Source organism: Marinithermofilum abyssi, from assembly GCF_014641195.1.
GTDB classification, from domain to species: Bacteria; Bacillota; Bacilli; order Thermoactinomycetales; family DSM-45169; genus Marinithermofilum; species Marinithermofilum abyssi.
Genome location: NZ_BMHQ01000005.1, coordinates 40,008 through 60,919 on the forward strand (window position 1 = coordinate 40,008; position 20,912 = coordinate 60,919).

Sequence of the window (20,912 nt, forward strand, 5' to 3'; positions counted from 1 at the left end):
CGGTCATGAAAGCCCCTTTTTTAAGATGAGCGGAGGTTGAAAAATGGCTTTTGATTTGCCCCATGATTGGAATGAGGTATTGAAAGAAGAACTGGCTGAACCGTACCTTCAGCAATTGAAGGATTTCTTGCAAGAAGAACGAAAGCAATACACCGTATACCCTGCAGAAGAAGACCTGTTTTCAGCGCTGCATTGGACCCCTTATCAGGATGTGAAAGTATTGTTGCTGGGCCAAGATCCTTACCACAACGAAGGACAAGCCCACGGCCTTTCTTTCTCTGTCCGTCCGGGGGTGCAGCTGCCACCTTCGTTGAAAAACATGTTCAAAGAACTGCAAGAGGATATCGGTTGTGCGCCTCCCAACCACGGTTACCTGGTCCCTTGGGCCGAGCAGGGCGTATTGATGCTGAACGCCGTTCTCACCGTACGGGCACACCAGCCCAACTCTCACAAAAACAAAGGCTGGGAAACCTTTACCGATGCAATCATCCGAAAAGTGAATGAAAAATCGGAGCCTGTCGTGTTTGTGCTGTGGGGAAACTATGCCAAGAAGAAAAAGAAGTGGATCGATACAAAACGCCACACCGTCATTGAATCCGCTCACCCTTCGCCGCTTTCGGCGAAGCGAGGATTCTTCGGAAGCCGCCCCTTTTCCGCTATCAATGAAGCGTTGCGCCAAGCAGGACATCCAGAAATCGAGTGGCAACTTCCGGATAAATCGGCTCTTGTTGAGCTGACAGGTCAATGACATAGAGCTCTTCTCTCCGACGTTACAGATGCGATTCTGTTCGCTCTGTATCGATGACCGAGGCCCGAGACCATGAAAAGATGGCGTGCACCCGCTGGCACAAGTACCGCAGGGCACACGTTGCGCCTTAGTCACTTTGCTCCTAAATCGTGCTTTGTCTCGCTTTTTGCCTCGGTCCCCCTTGTCAAAGCCGGGTACTCGTCCAACCTAAGGAACTTTGTTAGCAGCCTCACCCGCCTCTAGATCGAAGGCGGGTGTTCCTTGTTCTCGGTATCTCGGTATTAAATTCCCATAGCGTAGGTGTCGGGAGAAACCCCGGAGATAAAAGGGCTCACTCTATCCACAAAAAAGATATGCAACTCGTGCATCGCACGTGTACAAGCCGTGTAAAACAACTTTCGTTCGCTTTCCCGGCCATATTGCACTTGTGAAGCATTGTAAATGATGACCGCATCGAACTCCACGCCTTTGGCGAGATAGGAAGGAATCACCATGATTCCGGATTCAAACGAAGCCGTCTCTTTGTCGATCAGGCGGATGGAGAAGTGCTTTTGCAGTGCTTCATACGCTTTCCGGCTCTCCCGGGCGGTTTTTCCGATCACCGCAATTGTTCGATGTCCGGCAGCCTGAAGCTTCCGAATGCACTTCGTGATCTTCGAAACCAGCTCCCCTTGATCAACCGCTTTTGTCACGCTGGGTTTCTTCCCGTCGCGGTTGAACGGCTCAATCGCTTCTCCACCCTTGATCATCTGTCGCGTAAATTCCACGATGGGACGTGTCGAACGGTAGCTGCGCTTAAGGACAATGGTTTCTGTCTGGTCGAATCCAAAAAGGGAGGCCAGCTTCGAAAATCCTTCACCGGCATGAGCAACAATCGTTTGATTCAAGTCCCCCAGCACCGTCATATTGCTGTGGGGGAACAGCCGTTGGATGAAAGCGAATTGAAAAGGAGAATAATCCTGTGCTTCGTCGATGAACACGTACCGGACAGATGTGTTGGTCTGGCTTCCTTCCAGCCGTTCTTTTAAATATAAGTAGGGGGTTGCATCTTCATAGGCCAGCTCAGAACGGTCCAGCTTCTTCACTGTCTGTTCACAGATCTCCGGCCAGTCCTTCGGCAGCGAGTCGGCGGATGCAAGCTGGAAGATCGTTCTTTCTTCAAACAACTGCCGGTAAACAGCCGGCGCATCAATAAAACGCAGGTTTTTTACATAAGTGCGCAACGGCTTGAAATGTTTTTGAACCACCATCTGCGCAAGCAGTTCCTGCTCCCGGTCAAAGTCGTCAAAGGTATTCTCGGTAAATCGTTTTTCCCGTTGCAGCTTCCGATACACCCGCTGGTAGGCTGCCTGATCCAGCAGCTGGATTTCCTCCTCCACCCACGTTTTTTTCCGCTCCTGCTCCGCCAATACTTCCAGTTCTTCCAACAGCCATTCCGCAAGCAGTTCCATACGACGGGGAATCGACAAGGAAGCATCAAGGGAATAAAAGCGTTCTTGAATCCGTTCAGCACGGATCACGACTTTACCCCGGAACGAAATATCACGAAACTTCATGCCTTCCCGTCCCAAATAAGCAACGTATCGGTCCATCAGTTTCATAAAGTCCAGCCCGGCTTTATACCGAATCCCTTTGATCCGGACGTCATACCCCAGGTTCTCCATCGCGGTCAGCACGTACTCCATCTGATCGAAGGGATCTTCCAAGCGAAACTCCTTGGAAATCCGCCGCTCCACATGCTCCTGAAACGTGGTTTGCGCCATGTTTTCCTCTCCCAGCTCGGGAAGGACCGTGGAGACATAGCTGTTAAAGATCGGGTTGGGAGAAAACAGGACGATCTGCTCCGCCCGCAATGTTTCCCGGTACCGGTACAGTAAATAAGCCACCCGCTGCAAGGCGGCTGAAGTTTTGCCGCTGCCCGCTGCCCCCTGAACCACCAGCAAGCGGCTCCGTTCATTGCGGATGATCCGGTTTTGCTCTTTTTGAATGGTGGCCACGATGCTTTTCATCTGGGTATCTGCCTGTTTTCCCAGAACTTCCTGCAACATCTCGTCGCCGATGGTAACCCCTGTGTCAAACATGCTGCGAATGCGGCCATTCCGAATGATGAACTGCCGCTTCAATTCCATGATCCCCGTAACCGTTCCGCCAGGTGTTTCATATTGGACCGGTCCGGGCCCATAGTCGTAATACAGGCTGGATATCGGGGCACGCCAATCATAGATAAGAAATTGTTCATCTTTTTCATCCAGAAGAGAAGCAATGCCGAGATAAATGCGTTCGGTTTCCTGCTCCCCTTCCTCAGTGAAATCGATGCGCCCAAAGTAAGGAGAGTCTTTGAGCCGTTTCAGCGTATCCAATTGGTTTTGAGTATGGCGGTGGCTCCGCTCCCTCTCCGACAGCACTTCCGCCTGCTGCTTCATGCTTGCAGCAGTCTCCACAGCATCATCCGGCTCATCCAAGTTGACGGTGACATCCTCCCAAAAATGCTTCCTGATGCCCACGATATCTGCTTTCACCTTGCCGGCCCGATCTTGAAGCATATCTATTCGCCGTTCAATTTCATCAACAACCCGATCCACCCGTTTCTGCTCGTTTTGCCAATCCTGATCCGCCTTGCCCATCGCTCCCGCTCCTTTATATACATTTTTCAATCATGGGTTGACAGCACGATAGCTTCATGATAATATTATATTGGGTTATTTTTTTATTCTTATTGTTAATTAGCGTGCCGATCTTTATTTTAGCATGGGATAGGCTGGAATTCAAATAGAACGTACGATAAAAACGGAGGCACTAATGCCTCCGTTTATTCTGTATAAGGTAATCTGCATCGCTATTTCTTATGATGTCGGCCCTAACTGGGGAATTCCATACGCATCGTGATTCTCATGATGATGGGATCAAGGCCGTTCCTTTGGGAAACGGCTTTTTTTATCCTCTTGTTTCCCGGTGTGTTTTATTTTTTACTTTAGTACAAAATAATGGATATAAATCAAAGGGGGGGAGCTGTCATCCATGTCCAGGTTCAGAGGATTTCGCAAGCGCAGAAAACGGAAGAACAGCGGAAATGATCCGGACATTCCCAGCACGGGGGAAGATTTGCAGGTCACCCTCCATCCTGAACTGGAGAAAAATCGCCGGGTGATGAAGGATATGTTCGAGCGGTGTTGCGATGTCACATTCCGTCCCTTCCGGATCGGAAAGAAAATCGAGGCGGAAATCGTCTACATCGATAACATGGCCGACATCGAAGAACTGAACGATCACGCCCTGGCTCCCTTGATGAAAGCCTCCCTCACCCATCCGGAGGAGATTGAACGGTTCCTTCGCGAAGAGCTGCCCGTTGTCTCCGCCAAACCGGTTCAAACCTTTGACGAATGTGTCAAGCAGGTGGTGGCCGGCGATCCCGTTCTGTTCATCGACGGATGGGACCGGGCACTGAACCTGGGGCTGCGAAAATGGGAAAAGCGGGGGGTCACCGAACCGGAAAGCGAACCGGTGATCCGCGGCTCCAAGGAGGGATTCATCGAGTCGGCCCTGTCGAACACCTCCCTGCTGCGCCGCAGAATCCAGAGTCCCCAATTTAAAATGGAGGAAATGCGGCTGGGCCGTTACACCCAAACCCGGGTCATCGTCGCGTACATCGAGGGAGTTGTCAACGAGGGCGTGTTGGACGAGGTGAAACGGCGGCTGGAGCGGATCGATATCGACGGGGTCTTGGAATCCGGGTATATCGAGGAACTGATCGAGGACAACCCCTACTCGCCGTTTCCCCAGATAAACGTCACCGAACGGGTCGATACGGTGGCCGCCGACTTGTTGTCGGGACGGGTTGCCATCATTACGGACGGATCGCCCGGGGTGATGACCATGCCCCTCAACTTCCCGACGCTTTTGCAGGCCGCGGAGGATTACTATGTCCGTTTCACTTATGCCACAGCCGTCCGCTGGCTGCGATACCTGCTGTTTTTCTTCTCCCTGACCGCTCCGTCCTTTTACGTGGCCACGATCACCTTTCACCCGGAAGCGGTGCCAACGGAGCAGCTCTTCAACTTCGCGGCGGCCCGGGAAAAGATTCCCCTCCCGACTTTCATTGAAGCGTTGTTGATGGAGATCGCCTTTGAGGCGTTGCGGGAGGCTGGCCTCCGCCTGCCGAAAATTGTCGGTCCCGCCGTCTCCATCGTGGGCGCGTTGATTATCGGGGAAGCGGCGGTAACAGCGGGACTGGTTTCCGCTCCGGTGGTAATCGTCGTGGCGATCACCGGGATCGCTTCGTTCTCCATTCCCCGCTATGCGTTGGGGTTTACCATGCGCGTTCTCCGCTTTCCCCTGTTGATCCTGTCGGGGTCCTTCGGCATGGTCGGCTTTTCCCTGGGGCTGATCGCCCTTGTGGTCCATTTGGCTACGCTCCGTTCCTTCGGTGCACCGTATCTCGCCCCCCTCGCACCGTTCCGGTCCCAGGAACTGAAGGATGCCCTCTGGAGATCCCCGCGGTGGAAGATGGATCAGCGTCCGCGCCTATCCCCCAACGAATACCGGCAGTCGCCGGACCAAAAACCGGGGCCGGAACAAGGAGGGGAGAGATGAAGATGAAAGGAGGAACCGGGATGATCGAGCGGGGACGCATCAGTGCCGGCCAGATGGCCCTGATCTTGTACGTTGGATGCGTCGGCGTCAAGATTTTGACCGCGCCTCATCTGGCGGCCAAGTGGGCGGGACGGGACATGTGGCTGACCCCCCTGGTGGCGGCCGTCAGCGGCGTCTCTTTTTATGTTGCGCTCAAGCTCCACCGGCGGTTTCCCGGGGAGACGATCATCCAGTACAGTCCCCGGATTCTCGGCTGGTTCGGCAAGGGGATTGCCCTGCTCTATTGGATCGTCTACATCCATGCCTGCTCCTTCGTGATCCGGTATTATGCGGACCTTGTGAACGGCGTTTTTTTGCCGGAGACACCCCCGGCGGTGGTGATGGGTGGGATGGCCTTGGTCTGTGCGGCCGCCGTCCGGGGCGGGTTGGAGACCATTGTCCGTTCCGCCCAATTCCTCACCGTGCCGGCCTTCGCCATCTTGGTGATCTTTACGGTTTTGTCGTCGACGGAGTGGGACGTCGAGAACCTCTTTCCGATCCTGGAACGCGGAATCGGTCCCGTGGTGAGGGGGGCGGTGAACCCGTCGATCTGGTTCAGCGAATATTTTTTGGCCGCTTTTCTGCTGCCCTACGTGAAGGAACAGGACAAAGCGGGACGATGGGGTGCCGTCGCCATCGTCGGCTCGATTTTGACTCTGACGGTGTTCGATCTGATCAGCGTGTTTGTGTTGGGAAACCAATCGGCGACCTTCCTCTATCCGCTCTTTGAAACGGTCCGGCTCATCAGTCTGGCGGGGTTTTTTGAACACATCGATGCCTTTATACTGGCGATGTGGTTGACTATCATCTTCGCCAAGATCTGTCTTTTCCAATACGTCGCCGTTCTGGGATCCGCCCAGTGGCTGGGTCTGTCCGACTACAAACCCCTGTCGCTGCCCATCGCCTTCATCCTGGTCGCCGTCAGCATCTGGACCGCGCCGAATCTCTCCTTTTTGAACAGGTTCCTCGATGGGGAAGGCGTGTTCTACAGCCACCTGGTGCAGGTGGTGATTCCCCTGGGGTTGCTGGCGGTAGCGGGGATCCGGAAGGTGAAAGGGACCCGGGAGGAGGGAAACGCATCATGAGACCGGAACGCCTGAAGGGAGCCGGGAAAAGGGCCTTGTGCCTGCTGTTGATGGCCTCCCTCCCGATCCTTCCCGGTTGTTGGGACCGGAAGGAATTAAACGAGATCGCCCTGATCCGAGCCGTCGGAATCGACCGGACGGAGGACGGACAGATCGAAGTGACGATCCTGCAAGCGATTCCCGTGCGCGCGGGCACCGGCGGCGAAGGAGGTGGAGGAGGGGGTGGAGGAGGGGGCGGATCGCAGCAAATGGTCCTTTCCGCACGGGGCATCACCATCCCCGAAGCGAAAGCCAAATTGCAGGAAAAAATGGGGCGTCGCATTTTTACGGGCCACCAAGAATTGGTTGTGTTGGGGAAGCGGCTGGCCAAAACGGGGATTCGGGAAGCGCTGGACTTTTTCGCGCGCTTTCCCGGGTTCAGGAAGGATGCCTTTCTGTTCGTGACCGAAAGTTCGCCGAAGGAGATCTTCGAGACCGTTGCGCCGGGGGAACCCACTGCCACGGAAACCCTTTATAAGATGGTGAAATTGGAGCGGGCGGTCGACATCACCATCATGCGGGTGTTGCAGGAGGTGTCCGGTGACGCGGAAGCCGCGGTTATCCCCGTGGTGATGAAGGTGAACGACACCACTCTGGCCCTGGATGGTGCCGCCGTCTTCCGGGGGGATAAAATGGTGGATCACTTGGATCGGAAAGCGGCAGAAGGGCTGTTGTGGATTCGGAATGAATTTATCTCCAGGATTATCAACACCCGTCTCCCAGGGGAAAGGGGATATGTCTCCCTGGAAGTGACCCGGTCGGAGACCGAGCTGATCCCGAAGATCGAAGGGAAGAAGCGGCGGATCCTCCTGAAGGTGACCGCCGAAGACGATGTGCATTTCAACGGCACCCGCCTGTCTCTGTACAATCCGTCTGTTGTCGACCGGATCGCCCGGCCGATGGAGCGGATCCTTCGCGACCGCATCCGCCGGACGGTGAAAAAAGTGCAAAAAAAATCCCGGGCGGACGTCCTCGGGTTCGCCAGGGCGTTCCACCGGGAATACCCCGAAGAATGGGCCAAGATGAAGGATCACTGGAATGAACAGGTGTTTCCCCGGTTGGATGTGGACATCCAAGTCCGTGTGCACATCCGCCGGCCCGGGGTGACTGACCGACCGGCGGGTCTGCCGGAATAGAGAGGTGAAGCGGCGGTGAATTGGGCAAAAGTGTTGGTAGTCACGGTGGTCAGCGTGCTGATCGTGCTGTTCGAATGGCCGCAAATCAACCGGGGGCGTAAAAAGGAGAAGGCGGCCCTGTTGGTATTCACCGCCCTCGGGTGGGGATTGTGGTTGTTGCTCATCTTATTTCCGGACTTGCCCGGCCCCACCCATTTCGTGCAGAATTTGTTGCGCCCCCTCGGCAGGATGTTGGGCGAGTGAGGGGTTGTCCGGGTGGAGACGCCACAGGTTTTGTGTCCGCGGTAGATACCAAGTGAAAACCGCCGTCAAGGCCGCCAAGGGGGAAACAGTGGACAAGTTCTATCCCGTGGAACTTGAATTGATTAACGAAATAAACCTTGGTCGACACCACATCATCGGCAACGCGTTCTCCCATTCATCTGACGCTGGTATTCTGTCGGTTTTGTTTCAACCCGCCGGACGCCTTCGCCCCGGAACCTTGACCGACCAAAAGACAGCGGACCATCATCCATGGAACGAAGAACAGGTTCGAAAACATGCGTCGTCATCGGAGTATGACCAGACCCCGCGGCGGTGCCCGGGGTCTGAGTCGTATGGCCCAATGGGTGAACGGATCATGAGGATCATCAAACCACGCGTGTTGATTAGCCAAAGTTTAGGGAAATAAAACGTTCATGGCTCTTTAAGCCGCAAGGATGAAAATGTATGATCCGTGGTGACCATCGTCCATCCTGTAATACCTTACAACCATCTGTAGAGAAAGCAGATCCCGGCCTTTGGAGATCGGGTGATTCCCGGTGAAAAGGCGGTGGCCAATTTTGATGAGGACAGCCTTTCGATGAGGGTAAACGCGAACAAAGCGTGACGGCTTTATTTTTCGCCACTACGACGACTCCCTATAAGGAAAAGGGAATATACTGACCCTTTATACCCCGTATATTGGAATAAGAGGAAAGAAAGGTCCTGTAGGGTGGCAGGTCGCCCCGGAAGAAGCATCTCTTTGAGAGATCTTTAGGGCTGATCAGCATCGTTGCCTGATTGTATACGTGGAAACCACCGTCCGCCGGCAGTTCGACGGTCCGGACCAGGGAACGGATGTCGTCTTCCAGGGTAATCATCGGCTTCTTCTGTTCCCCTTTCCCATACACCGTAATCGAAATCCCCGGGCCTGGGCACAGAAGCGGTTGGCCACCCCCTTTTCTTTGAACCGGGGAACGGGCTCATGAATTTCGTGAAAGGTCATCCCCAATTTGAAGACCAGCGACCAATTTCCCGGAAAGCAAAGCTGCCCGGCTTCCAAATACACTTATTCGTCTTTTGCATCATAAGGATCAGGTCCTCCTGAACATGACGGCCCACAAAGTACAACGGCTCCCAAGGCAGGAACGAAGGGTCTCCGAACACAAACGTCTGTCGTTCACCGGTGATTCCGTTGACAAAGGTCCAACGGTCTTTTTTCTTAATCTTTTTAATGACTTCGGTGGGTTCCCCTCCCTCCTCTTCAACGACTTTGACTATTTCAGGGCGATAGCATAAATAAATTTTAAAGAAGGCGAAAAATTTGGCGATATCCGAGTTGACAAACCGACACCCCTCCGACAAATGGTCTTCGATAAAATGAATTTCATCCGTTTCTGTGTGAATGCAGATTTTGGCTCCCTCATTTGCTGCCTTGTTTTCTCTTCCTCCCGAGTACGGGATAGCTATAAGTAACAACAATCAAATGAAAGGGGGATGTGCGTGGACAATAGGCACATCCGCCTGAGTTTTTTTATGACTTTCCCCATTCAAACCTGAATCGCTTCCTTTTCCATCCTCTCTCGTTCACCATCAAACCAGGCCAACCGCTCTCGGAAGCGGACCACTTCTCCAATCACAATGATAGCAGGGGAACAAAATCCCGTATCACGGACCCTGTCTGCGATATCCTCCCAGGGTGCCGGTTAAGGTCTCTTGTTTCCCATCCAAGGTGCCCCAACGAATCAGGGCTACCGGCGTATCCGCCGGACGTCCATTTGCCAGAAGCGTCCTCTGAATGTGCGGCAGGTTCCCCACCCCCATGTAGATGACGAGCGTATCCACGCTGCCGGCCAATCCGGCCCAATCCGGCGCACGGTCAGCCCCCGTATGCTGATGACCGGTGACAAAAGCGACGGAAGAGCTGACTCCCCGGTAAGTCGGCGGGATTCCGGCATAGATGGGAGCGGCCGTCCCTGATGTGATTCCCGGGACGATTTCAAAAGGAATCCCTCTTTCCGCGCAGCAGGCGGCTTCTTCCCCCACCCGCCCAAAAATGCCGGGATCCCCGCCTTTCAACCGTAAAACCATCCTCCCCGCTTCCGCCTCTTCCACCAGGATCCGGTTGATCTCATCTTGGGATCGGGTATGTCTGCCGGACCGTTTTCCGCAATCGATCAGCCGGGCATCCGCTCTGGCATGTCGAAGCAACTCCCGGTTTACCAAGCGGTCATAGAGGATCACATCCGCTTGCTGAATGATTTCCAGGGTACGGATCGTGATCAATTTCGGGTCGCCGGGTCCCGTCCCGGCTAAAAATACGGTTCCTTTTCCACCCAAATGAATCCCTCCTTCGATGGAAAAAGGGACGGCCCATGCCGTCCACATCCGAAGAAACATCTCATAAATGTACAGAAGAGAAACAATGGAACCTCAGGCTTTCACACTCTCTTCCGCCAGAAAAACTCGTACCTCATTCCCTTCCGCTTCCACAGGATACGTTTTTACACATCCCGGATCAGGCTCCTGCACCTTTCCGTCAGTCAGACAGATCTTCCATTCATGCAGGGGGCAAAAGACAAACTCCCCGCTCACCACCCCTTCAGCGAGAGGGCCTCCTCGATGGGGACAGCGGTTTTCCACCGCCTTTACTTCTCCGTTGGAAAGGCGGAACACCGCCACCTCCACCCCGTCGATCACCACCGCTTTTCCCGTCAGTCTCGGGAGATCCTCTTTGCTGCCGATAACCACTTTTTTCATCTTATACTCCCCCTGGGTTTTTGGTAATCAGACCCGAGTCACTTTATAAAGCGTGCGCCGGGCCTCAGGATCATTGACGTCGGCTTCCCACGGATCCTTTCGGTTTTGCAGCGTCTTTTCCAGGCGCTTCAACAGCTGTTTCCGATTGGCTTTATCCTCTACGACAACTTTTTTGACTGCAGCGAGGCCGATTTTCTCCAGCCAGGTGGAGGTCCGTTCCCAGTACTCGGCGGTTTCTCTGTAGAACTGCAGGAAAGCGCCCGTGATTTCCAAAACCTCTTCTCGGGTTTTTACCTTGCACAGGAAGTCCGCCGCCCGCAAGTGGACACCTCCGTTGCCCCCGACATAGATCTCCCAGCCGCCTTCCACTCCGACCACACCCAGATCTTTAATGCCGGACTCCGCACAGTTTCGCGGACAGGCGGAAACAGCCATTTTCACTTTGTGGGGCGTATCCAGCCCTTCGAATTTCTTCTCGATATCTATACCCATCTGAATCGAATTTTGGGTGCCGAAGCGGCAGAAATCGGCTCCGACGCAGGTTTTGACAGTCCGCACCGACTTGGCGTAAGCGTGGCCTGAGGGCATCCCGAGATCCTCCCAGATTCGGGGCAGGTCCTCTTTTTTCACTCCCAGCAAATCCAAGCGCTGACCTCCGGTCACTTTCACCATTCGCACCTGATATTTTTCCGCCACATCCGCGATCCGGCGCAATTCCTCCGGCGAGGTGACTCCTCCGTACATCCGGGGAACCACCGAATAGGTGCCGTCGTTCTGGATATTGGCGTGCCGCTGCTCGTTTACAATGCGGGAGGTCCGATCATCTTCATACTCTTCCGGCCAAATCATCCCCAGGTAATAGTTGAGTGCCGGGCGACATTTCGGGCACCCTTCGGGATTTTTCCATCCGAGAACGTTCATCGTCTCCTTCACCATGGTCAACCGTTTTTCCCGGATCGCTTCGACAACCTCATCCCGGGTGAGATCCGTGCAGGAACAAATCGGAGTTCGGGAGGCGGGGGCAGGATCGAAGGATTCCCCCAGCTCCTCCTGTAAGATGGAGGCCACTAAAGGCTGGCATCCGCCGCAGGAAGCACCCGCCTTGGTACACCGCTTCACCCCATCCACTGTTTTCAGGTCTTGCTTTCGAATCGCCTGAAGGATCGTTCCCTTGGACACCCTGTTGCAATCGCATACCTGATCATCCAGGGCAAGGGAACGGGCGGCGTTCCCGGTGTCGGATCCACCATCCCCCTGACCCGTCAGGGATGCGTGGATCTCCTCTGTCATCTCCTGCCCATTTCGGATCCAGTTGAACAAGGCGGCGGAGTCTGACGTATCCCCGAACAGCACCCCTCCCACGATCCGGTTGCCGCTGAGAACCACTTTTTTGTAGGTCCCTTTCCATTCATCCTGAATACGCAGGGAACGGGTGCCCGGCTGGTCCCTAAACTCACCTGCAGAAAAAACATCAACACCGGAAACCTTCAATTTGGTAGCCGTCACCGATCCTTCATATGGTTCTGTCTCAACGCCGCAGAGGCGTTTTGCCAGAACCGCTGCCTGCTCCCGGTGCGGTGCAACAAGGCCGTAAACGATTCCCCGATGCTCCGCACATTCGCCGACGGCATGAATACCGGGAATACTGGTGCTCATCCAGTCATCGACCACCACTCCCTGGTTGACCTCGATTCCGCTTTCGCGGGCAAGGTCGACATTGGGACGGATCCCGACAGCCATCACTACCATATCGGCATCGGTAGCAAAGCCGTCTTTAAATTGAAGACCGGTCACTCGCTTCTTGCCCAGGATGCGCTCGGTCTGCTTCTCCAGGAGGAAACGCATGCCCTGCTTTTCCAATTCCATCCGCAGCATACGGGCCGCCTCACTGTCCAACTGTCGTTCCATCAAGGTGTCAAAGATGTGGACGACCTCCACCTCCATCCCCAGATTGAGTAGTCCCCTTGCCGCTTCCAGACCCAAAAGACCGCCGCCGATTACCACCGCTTTACGGTATTTTTTTGAAGTTTCGATCATCGTTTCGCAGTCCTGGATGTCCCGGAACGCGATCACTCCTTCTTTATCCGCCCCGGGAAGAGGAAGCATGAAAGGATGGGAGCCGGTCGCCAGAATCAGCTCATCATAACGTGCGGACAAACCGCCTTCGGCAAATACCGTCCGGTTCTCTATCTCAATCTTGGTGACGGCATGTCCGGCGTGGAGCTGGATCCCATTTTCCCGGTACCAGTCCCAACCGTTCAGGACAATAGCCTCCAACTCGGTATCGCCTGCCAAAACCGAGGACAACAGAGTACGGTTATAGTTGGGGTGCGGCTCCTTACCGAAAATCGTGATTTCGTATTGATCCCGGGCCAGCTTCAACATATGCTCGATGACGTTCACCCCGGCCATCCCATTTCCAACCAGCACCAATTTCTTTTTAGACAATGACCTCTCTCCTTTCGGTGAGTTCTTCCTCTACACTTGCCGCCGGTTCCACACGGACTGCGCAAGCCTTAAACCCCGGCATGCGGCTGTATGGGTCCAGTTCATCCAGCGTCAGTCGGTTGATGCATTGTTCCCCTCCCCAGTGCATGGGGCAAAACACGGTATCCTCCCGGATCTTCTCCGTAACTTTCACTTTCAGCCGGATCTCCCCCCGGCGGGAACTCACCCGTGCCAGCTCGCCATCCTTCACCCCCAGTGTTCGGGCGGTAACCGGATGAATGTACAAGAGCGGCTCCGGATCTTTCCGGCGCAAAGAGGGGGTCCGACGCGTCTGAACGCCCGTCAGATAATGCGCCATCAAGCGACCCGTGGTAAGCACCAGCGGATATTCGTCCCCCACCTCCTCGGGCAGGGAAGCATCCGGCACCGGAATCAACCGGGCCCGGCCGTCCGGGTGGAAAAAACGGCCGTCCGTAAACAAGCGATCTTCCCCCGGCTCCCCTTCCTCCGGACAAGGCCAAAATACCCCACCTTCCTTTTCGATTCGATCGTAGGTAATCCCCGAATAATCGGCGACTCCGCCACGACTTACCCGGCGGAGCTCCTCGAAGATCTCTTCCGCCGAGGAATAGGAAAAGTATTCTCCCTTCAGCACTCGGGCCATCTCCGCCAGGATGCTCCAGTCCGGGCGGGCTTGACCAGGCGGTTCTCGAACCGCTCGACGCAGGATAACTCGACCTTCCAGTTGGTCATCGTTCCCTCATCTTCGAGATAAGAGGCTGCGGGCAAGACCAGGTCTGCCATTTCCGCCGATTCGGATAAGAAGAGGTCGATGACGACAAGAAAACCCAACTTCTTCAAAGCCTGCTCTACCAGGGTAGCTTGGGGGCTGGAAACGACCGGATTGGAGGAGAGGACGATCATCCCTTGTATCTCACCCGTTTCTGCCAATCGAAGCATCTCATAGGCGGACACTCCTGGTCCTGGCAGGTCCTGCTCCTCTACTCCCCACACCTTCGCGACCACCCGCCGATGCTCCGGATTGTCGATCCGACGATATCCCGGTAGTTGATCCGCCTTCTGGCCGTGCTCTCTTCCCCCTTGCCCGTTTCCTTGTCCGGTGACAGCACCATAGCCCGAGCCGGGGCGGCCGATCTTCCCGGTCAGAAGGACCAGGTTCAGAAAGTTACGCACGTTCATCACACCGCCGACATGCTGCTCCACGCCCCTCGCCGTCAGGACAAAACCGTTTTTCGCCTGACCGTAGAGCCGGGCCGCCTGGCGGATAGATTCGGCAGGTACACCGGTTTTTCGGGCGGCTTCTGCGAGCGAAACCATCCGGATCCATTCCAGGAGTAGGTCGGAATCCGCTGTATGTTCCTGAACAAAATCTTCATCCATATATCCCTCATCCACGATCACTTTCAACATCCCATTAACCAGCGCCGCATCCGAACCCGGCCGAACCGGCAGATGGATATCCGCCAGTTTGGCGGTAACCGTTTCCCGGGGATCGATCACAATCAAGGAAGCACCCCAAGCCTTGGCTTTTCGGATATAAGGCATCATCGTCGGCTGACATTCCGCAATGTTGGCCCCTGATATGATGATGCAATCGGTCAAGGACAGGTCCTCCAGAGGATTGGTGAATCCTCTGTCCAGCCCGAAAGCCTGGTTGGCTGCCGTAGCCGCCGAAGACATGCAATAGGGGCCATTGTAATCGATATAGCGGGTGCCGAGGGCCACACAGGCAAATTTTCCTAGCAAATAAGCCTCCTCATTGGAGAGGGAACCTCCCCCGAAAACTCCTACAGCATCCCTGCCAAAGCGGGCTTGAGCCTTTTTCACCCGGCTCCCAAACCAGTCCATCGCCTCCTCCCAGGAGACGGGTGTCAGTTTTCCGTCCTTGCGCAGAAGAGGAGTTGTCAGCCGTTCTGAGTCCAGTGCATGGGTATGGGCTTCCATCCCCTTAACACACAACCGCCCCTGAACGACGGGATCCTCTTTAACGACGGGATCCTCTTTGTTCGGTGTCGCCTTATGCCGTACAGCATGGGGAGTACGCTCTTCATGAAACCACATGGTGCATTGCATGCTGCAATAAGGACATTGAGTTTTCCGGGTAGTGGAAGTCGTCTCTTTTAAATCTTTCTCCCGGAAATGCCTCAAAAAGCTGGTCATGCGAGAACCTCCTTCTCCGCGGTAGAACGTACCCGATTAACAACCAGCTTCGTTTGCCACTCTCTTCCGATCACCCCCATCGTGACCAAAGCCGCTCCTACGATCACACCGAGAACGATAAAGCCCGAAGCGTATGTGCCTGTCGTATCCTTCATCACGCCCAATAGGGAGGGAAGGAAAAATCCCCCGAGGCCACCGGCGGCCCCTACTATTCCTGTCATCATCCCGATCTCTTCCCTGAATCGCTGGGGCACAAGTTGAAACACCGCACCATTCCCCAGCCCCAAGCTGGACATCACAAGAAACAGTACTGCGATTTCATACTGGAAAGGCAACAATAAGGAAATCACGACAAACAGGGAGGCAATAAGGAAATACAAAACTTGAAGCACTCGGATACCCCCGACTCTGTCGGAGATCCACCCTCCGACCGGCCGGAAGAAACTGCCCGCCAAAACGCAAAGGGTGACAAAATCCCCTGTAGCCACTTTGCCCAACCCATACTGGTCATGGAAGAAGATCGGCAGAAAACTGGCCATCCCCACAAATCCACCAAAGGTAATGCTGTAAAAGAAACAAAACAGCCAAGCATCCCTCTGTTTTAATACGTGGAAGTAATCCTGCCACTGTTTGGCCGAAGGCTGATCCGGTGCTTCCCGGGCGATCAAAAGAAAGGTGATCAACACCAGTCCCAGAGGAATCATCGTCAATCCAAACACCTGATGCCAATCACCGAAAGCCTCAGCCTCGGAGCGAAAAGCGTGGCGATCAGCGTACCGCTATTTCCCGCCCCGGCAATCCCCATCGCCAGACCCTTGATAACGGGGAGGATACCACCGGCTGGCCAGAGGAAGTGCAGCGGCGAAGCTGGCCCCGGCAATCCCCAATAAAAAACCGTAAGCGTAAAGTTCAGGGAGAGAACGTGCCAACAGCCACAAAAGCAACAAGGGAATCATCGCCAGGGACATCCCTGTCACCGCCGCTCTTTTCGCGCCGATTCGATCTGTTAACAGCCCCAAAAGAATGCGGAAGAAAGAGCCGCCCAAAATGGGAATGGCGACCAACAAGCCTTTTTGTGACACCGTCAGGTTCACATCTTCCGATACGAAAACGGAAAGTGCTCCCAACAGCACCCACACCATGAAACTGATATCGAAGTAGAGAAAGGAGGCAATAGGCTCGGCCAATGTCCGCTTTTCAAGAAACCTCTCATCGATGCCATCTGCTCATAAACCTCCCAGATCATTCGCATTTTTTCAAACGACTAAAAGCCATTTCGGTGCAGTTGTGCATCGCGAAATGGCTCCGTTGCCACCTATGTCCGTCGGCGGGATCGAAGCTTCATGCCTTTAGCGGCCGAAGTTCTCTCCTCCCTCAAACCGGATACCCCGTTGTATCCGATAAACCGGAATCATCACAATCTTTGTGATATGGATATTGTAAATAACAAGTCCTTTATTTGTCAAGTTATCTTACATTAAAATCACAACAGATTGCCCGGCTTTATTTTGTGTTAATTTTCTTTACACATATACTGCTTCTGTTATATCATGGATAAAAATCTGTCATTCACCCGACTCGGGAGGTTTCCATGATGCAGACAATTTTGTTATTATCGGAAGAGTCCAGCGAAGATCAAGATTACCCTTTTGGTCGTCTGCTGACCTCTGCGGGGTTGACGGTCCTCCCTTTTCCCCTCTCCATAGGAAATGTGCGGGAAAAGGGACAGGTGGACGCCATTGCTCTTGCCGTCACTGCATCCCGTACCGCCTCTGTCTTGCGCAGATTGCGACAACGCGTGAAGCTTCCCATCATCTGGTGCTGTGACGACAGCGACCCAAAATCCCTGACAACAGAGGAGATGCCGAAACCGGACGGTATACTATACCGAGACATGAACCCCGCACAAATCCAATGGGTTCTTTCCACCAGCATGATCCATCACCGTCGTCAAATCCGTTGCCGGGAAAAAATCAATCGGCTGTATTAGGAATTGGAAGAGAGAAAGTGGATCGATTAGGCAAAAAGCATCCTTTGCCAAGTGAAGCAACTTACTGAAAAAGAAGCCTACCATATCCTGCGTAAACAGGCGATGGATGAACGGCGTAAAGTAGCCGATGTCGCCGCTTCCAACGTCAAAGTGTACCGATTATTGGATGTAACCAAATAAGGAGGGGAACCAGATGCTCGACATCTTTAAAGAAGTGGGACGCGGCAAAAAAGGGGCCAAGGACCTCTCCTATTCAGAAGCCCGTCGCGCAGCGGAATGGATTCTGGACGGCCGCGCCACACCCGCTCAAATCGGCGCCTTCTTCATGGCCGAACGGATGAAAATGGAATCCGCTGACGAAATTCTCGCCTTTACCGATGCCTTGCGTGTAAGGTCGGACCGCTTTTCGATCAACGGCGGACTGGATTGTGCAGGTCCCAACGACGGCCGAAAAAAATCTTTCCTGGCCACACTGCCTGCCGCTTTTGTCCTTGCAGCCTGCGGTTTGCCTGTCACCCTTCACTCCACTCCTTCTCTGCCGCCCAAAAGAGGAGTGACGCTGACGGAAGCTCTAGAAGCACTGAAGATCCCCGCCCGAAATCTGCCCCGAGAGGCCAGCCTGACCGGATACGAAAAGGCGGGTGTTCTCTTCGTTCCTTCAGAACAATGGTGCCCTTCCTTGAAAAAGCTTCGTCCTTTTCGGGAAGAGCTGGGGCTTCGCACCGTCTTGAATACGTCGGAAAAAATGCTCCGCTTTTCCGACGCATCCGGAATGGCCATCGGCGTCTTCCACCAGACGGCATTCAAAAAAGGGATGGAACTTTTAACTCGCCTCGATATCCAGCACGGGCTGATTGTCCAGGGGGTGGACGGTTCCGAAGACATTCCCGTGCAGCGGCGCTCCCGGGTCGCACTGCTCAAAAAGGGTCACTGGGAGGAGCATATTATCGATCCGGGAGAGTGGAGCCTGGACGGGGAACCGCCCCAAGAAGAGTGGACGGGAGTACTCCAAGCCCAGAGAACCGAGGAAGTATTGGAAGGCAATGCTCATCCCGCTTACCGAAACATGGTCATTCTTAACGCAGGACTTCGCTTATGGGCGGTAGACCGGGTCAAGTCCCTTCAGGAAGGAATCACCCAGGCGAGGGGCGCTCTCGACCAGGGACTGGCTTTGCAAAGGTTCCGCAGTTTTTGCGATACTCTTTCTACACCTGTTCAGACCATGGTCTAGCACTCCTGTATATGACAAAAGGCCTGTTTTTACAAACGGGCCTTTTTTTGCTGGGATGAACCGCTGCACAGCTGAATAGATTCTCCCCTTCATCCAACGAGCCGACGGCGGATGAAGCGTGGACTTAACGAATGATCTACTTCGTTTTTTTATCCCAAGGAATCTGCTATTGTCTCTACTCGAGTCCTCGCAAACGGAATGATCGACTTCATTTCCATCTCTTTCAGCAAAACTATCCATCATCAAATAATAATCCCAAATTCTAATTTTCCTTCGGGTAAAAGTTCATTCGTATTATCTTTTCATCTAAATATGGAAAGTATTTTATTATGTCCGTTTATAAGAAACATGATAGACTAAAGATAGATTAGGATAGAACAGGGGTGCAAAGATGTTTACAGAACGAGATGCTATTAAGCTTCGGATGGAACAAATCATCCATGAACGGCGCTTGCTGCAGGAAGAGTATCAGACGCTGATGAATCGTCTACGTGAGTTGGACATGGATCAGCCGGAGGTACAAGAAACTACAATGGCACCCGTCGAAAAGAAAGAAACGGAAACTTCGGAAGAGCAGCCGGAACGAAAACGACGGAAACGAGCCGATGTTCAAGGCGAAGTCATCCCCGCCATTGTGGAAATCCTGCGCGAGGAAGGAGAGCCGCTGAAAGCCAAAAAAATCAGCCTTAAGCTGGATGAGCGAGGAGTGAATTACAACAATATCCATACGATACTGCACAAATTGGTGCAGGAACGGAAGGATATTGTAAAAGAAGGTTTTGGTTATTATGCTTATAAAGAGGAAAAGCCGCAATAAGCGGCTTTTTTAGCGCTTTCAAAAAGCTCGTTCCAAACGCTTAGAACAACCGAAGAATATACCCCAGAATGATCCCGACAACGCTGAAATCCGTATCACCAAAGGTAGTGTTCTCAAAACCCAGATCTCCCAAAATGGGCACCAACAGCGCAGGCAGAAAACTGATTAAGAGACCGTTCACCAGCGCCCCGAAAAAAGCACCTCTCCTTCCACCCGTTGCGTTGCCGAAGACCCCGGCGGTCGCACCGGTAAAGAAATGGGGAACAAGGCCGGGGATGATGACCGGCAGACCGATAACGGATAGGATTCCCAGTCCGATCAACCCGCCGAGGAAACTGGCCAGAAATCCGAGAATGACTGCTGTCGGAGCAAAGTTGAACATAACTGGGCAATCCAGGGCCGGCTTGGCTTCCGGCACCAGCTTCTCCGCGATCCCTTGAAAAGCGGGCACAATTTCCGCCAGCATCATGCGAACCCCTGCCAAGATGACATAGAGACCCGCGGCAAACAACAGACCTTTCATGATGGCGAACATGACGTAATTTTGATCTTTGGCAACACTTGCAGCGGCGGCCGGACCGGCAGCCAGCGTAACGATTACATAAAGCACGACCATGGTAAGGGCAGTCGATACGGTCGTATCCCGAAGGAAACTTAGTCCTTGCGGCAGTTTTATCTCTTCCGTGGTCTTCTCGGGGTTGCCTAGCCATTTCCCTACGAATCCCGCCGAGATATATCCAAAGGTCCCGAAATGCCCGATGGCTAAACTGTCATCCCCCGTAATTCGACGGACAAAGGGTTGGGCCAGAGCGGGAAGAGCGACCATCAGAAAGCCGAGGATCACGGAACCGATCAGAATGGCAGGCGCCCCCTGGATATCCGTCGCCGTCAAAACAGCGGACAGCAAACATGCCATGAAGAAAGTGTGGTGTCCCGTCAGAAAAACATATTTGAACGGAGTAAATCGCGCAAACAACAGGTTGAATACAAAGCCCAGACTCATAATGATGGCCGTTTGCTGGCCCAAGGTTTTGACAGCCACCCCTACAATCGCTTCGTTATTGGGAATCAGCCCCTTCACTCCAAACCCCTGATGCAGGATCGTTCCCAACGGATTTAACGATTGTACAATCACATCGGCCCCCACGCCGAGGATCAGAAAACCGATAATCGTTTTCAAGGTGCCGGATAAGATGGTCCGGATCGGTTTTTTCAACAGGGCCAATCCGATAAAAGCGATCAGCCCGGCGATAATGGCTGGTTGGCTCAAAATCTCATGAACGATGAAACCAAGGATACCTTTCATCTTTGCAGCCTCCTTCAACAGGAGTTTTAAAAGTAGCTCAAGACTTTCTCTTCAATCTCTTTCCGGCTGATAAAGTTTACAATGGTGGCCACAGGTACAGCCAGATGGTTCAATTCATGTGCCAGCGCTTGTGATGTCACCACGAGATCCGCTTGGGAAGCCAGAGAACTGGCCGATCCCAGATCGCAGTGCTCTACGTCGGCGTCGATGCCTTTTTCCTGAAGTACCTTTTGAATGTTGGATTTCAGCATCAGGCTGCTTCCCAATCCGTTGCTACAAACGACGAGAATCTTTTTCATAAA

At 53.7% G+C, this 20,912-nt stretch carries 17 protein-coding genes and 2 pseudogenes; 10 read left to right on the plus strand and 9 right to left on the minus strand.

Features of this window, described 5'->3' with window-relative positions; translation table 11 throughout:
• Positions 1 to 43 precede the first annotated feature (43 nt).
• Positions 44 to 748 (plus strand): uracil-DNA glycosylase, encoded by a 705-nt coding sequence (locus IEW70_RS07855; RefSeq protein ID WP_188647386.1) that lies wholly within the window; start codon positions 44 to 46, stop codon positions 746 to 748.
• A 281-nt stretch (positions 749 to 1,029) separates the two neighbouring features.
• On the opposite strand, the gene helD is transcribed toward IEW70_RS07855, so the two are convergent.
• Positions 1,030 to 3,372, minus strand: a complete 2,343-nt coding sequence (gene helD, locus IEW70_RS07860; RefSeq protein ID WP_188647387.1) for an RNA polymerase recycling motor HelD — start codon at positions 3,370 to 3,372, stop codon at positions 1,030 to 1,032.
• 394 nt (positions 3,373 to 3,766) lie between these two features.
• Here helD and IEW70_RS07865 point away from each other — a divergent pair, with 394 nt between their 5' ends.
• Genes IEW70_RS07865 through IEW70_RS07885 form a run of 5 tightly spaced genes read left to right on the plus strand, consistent with a single transcriptional unit; the run spans position 3,767 to position 8,307 of the window.
• Complete coding sequence (locus tag IEW70_RS07865; RefSeq protein ID WP_188647388.1) at positions 3,767 to 5,338, plus strand: spore germination protein; 1,572 nt, start codon at positions 3,767 to 3,769, stop codon at positions 5,336 to 5,338.
• Positions 5,335 to 6,462 carry a GerAB/ArcD/ProY family transporter gene (locus IEW70_RS07870; RefSeq protein WP_188647389.1) on the plus strand — a complete coding sequence of 376 codons (1,128 nt, stop codon included), beginning with the start codon at positions 5,335 to 5,337 and terminating at the stop codon, positions 6,460 to 6,462. Before IEW70_RS07865 ends, IEW70_RS07870 begins: the two co-directional genes overlap by 4 nt.
• Positions 6,459 to 7,637 carry a Ger(x)C family spore germination protein gene (locus IEW70_RS07875; RefSeq protein WP_188647390.1) on the plus strand — a complete coding sequence of 393 codons (1,179 nt, stop codon included), beginning with the start codon at positions 6,459 to 6,461 and terminating at the stop codon, positions 7,635 to 7,637. Before IEW70_RS07870 ends, IEW70_RS07875 begins: the two co-directional genes overlap by 4 nt.
• A gap of 15 nt (positions 7,638 to 7,652) precedes the next feature.
• On the plus strand, positions 7,653 to 7,880 hold the full coding sequence (locus IEW70_RS07880) for a hypothetical protein (protein ID WP_188647391.1): 228 nt from the start codon (positions 7,653 to 7,655) through the stop codon (positions 7,878 to 7,880).
• A 52-nt stretch (positions 7,881 to 7,932) separates the two neighbouring features.
• The gene (locus tag IEW70_RS07885; RefSeq protein WP_188647392.1) at positions 7,933 to 8,307 is read left to right on the plus strand and encodes a hypothetical protein; all 375 of its coding nucleotides are present in this window, start codon (positions 7,933 to 7,935) and stop codon (positions 8,305 to 8,307) included.
• Positions 8,308 to 8,754: 447 nt separating this feature from the next.
• On the opposite strand, the gene IEW70_RS18490 is transcribed toward IEW70_RS07885, so the two are convergent.
• From IEW70_RS18490 to IEW70_RS07915, 6 genes and pseudogenes are all read right to left on the minus strand, one after another.
• Positions 8,755 to 8,946, minus strand: a complete 192-nt coding sequence (locus tag IEW70_RS18490) for a heme-dependent oxidative N-demethylase subunit alpha family protein (protein WP_188647393.1) — start codon at positions 8,944 to 8,946, stop codon at positions 8,755 to 8,757.
• Positions 8,947 to 9,545: 599 nt separating this feature from the next.
• Positions 9,546 to 10,217, minus strand: a complete 672-nt coding sequence (gene cobA / locus IEW70_RS07895) for a uroporphyrinogen-III C-methyltransferase (RefSeq protein ID WP_308423146.1) — start codon at positions 10,215 to 10,217, stop codon at positions 9,546 to 9,548.
• 93 nt (positions 10,218 to 10,310) lie between these two features.
• Positions 10,311 to 10,637: a nitrite reductase small subunit NirD gene (gene nirD / locus IEW70_RS07900; protein WP_188647394.1), complete on the minus strand. Its 327-nt coding sequence runs from the start codon at positions 10,635 to 10,637 to the stop codon at positions 10,311 to 10,313.
• Between the two features lie 27 nt (positions 10,638 to 10,664).
• Positions 10,665 to 13,085, minus strand: a complete 2,421-nt coding sequence (gene nirB / locus IEW70_RS07905; protein WP_188647395.1) for a nitrite reductase large subunit NirB — start codon at positions 13,083 to 13,085, stop codon at positions 10,665 to 10,667.
• A pseudogene (locus tag IEW70_RS07910) lies at positions 13,078 to 15,266 on the minus strand (molybdopterin oxidoreductase family protein). The gene nirB and the pseudogene IEW70_RS07910 overlap by 8 nt, the downstream one beginning before the upstream one ends.
• Positions 15,263 to 16,408 (minus strand): annotated as a pseudogene (locus tag IEW70_RS07915) (nitrate/nitrite transporter). The pseudogenes IEW70_RS07910 and IEW70_RS07915 overlap by 4 nt, the downstream one beginning before the upstream one ends.
• A gap of 452 nt (positions 16,409 to 16,860) precedes the next feature.
• Between IEW70_RS07915 and IEW70_RS07920 the strand changes: the two are divergent.
• The 4 genes from IEW70_RS07920 to IEW70_RS07935 all read left to right on the plus strand — a co-directional run bounded on the left by IEW70_RS07920 (position 16,861) and on the right by IEW70_RS07935 (position 19,304).
• Positions 16,861 to 17,256 (plus strand): hypothetical protein, encoded by a 396-nt coding sequence (locus tag IEW70_RS07920; protein ID WP_188647396.1) that lies wholly within the window; start codon positions 16,861 to 16,863, stop codon positions 17,254 to 17,256.
• A gap of 39 nt (positions 17,257 to 17,295) precedes the next feature.
• Positions 17,296 to 17,436: an ANTAR domain-containing protein gene (locus IEW70_RS07925; RefSeq protein WP_268234846.1), complete on the plus strand. Its 141-nt coding sequence runs from the start codon at positions 17,296 to 17,298 to the stop codon at positions 17,434 to 17,436.
• Between the two features lie 13 nt (positions 17,437 to 17,449).
• On the plus strand, positions 17,450 to 18,487 hold the full coding sequence (locus IEW70_RS07930) for an anthranilate phosphoribosyltransferase (RefSeq protein WP_188647398.1): 1,038 nt from the start codon (positions 17,450 to 17,452) through the stop codon (positions 18,485 to 18,487).
• Between the two features lie 391 nt (positions 18,488 to 18,878).
• A complete protein-coding gene (locus tag IEW70_RS07935) occupies positions 18,879 to 19,304 on the plus strand; it encodes a Rok-like winged helix domain-containing protein (RefSeq protein WP_188647399.1) in 426 nt (141 codons plus the stop codon).
• 40 nt (positions 19,305 to 19,344) lie between these two features.
• On the opposite strand, the gene ulaA is transcribed toward IEW70_RS07935, so the two are convergent.
• Both ulaA and IEW70_RS07945 read right to left on the minus strand, forming a co-directional pair.
• The gene (ulaA, locus tag IEW70_RS07940) at positions 19,345 to 20,601 is read right to left on the minus strand and encodes a PTS ascorbate transporter subunit IIC (RefSeq protein WP_188647596.1); all 1,257 of its coding nucleotides are present in this window, start codon (positions 20,599 to 20,601) and stop codon (positions 19,345 to 19,347) included.
• Between the two features lie 35 nt (positions 20,602 to 20,636).
• The gene (locus IEW70_RS07945) at positions 20,637 to 20,909 is read right to left on the minus strand and encodes a PTS sugar transporter subunit IIB (protein ID WP_188647400.1); all 273 of its coding nucleotides are present in this window, start codon (positions 20,907 to 20,909) and stop codon (positions 20,637 to 20,639) included.
• Between the last annotated feature and the right edge of the window lie 3 nt (positions 20,910 to 20,912).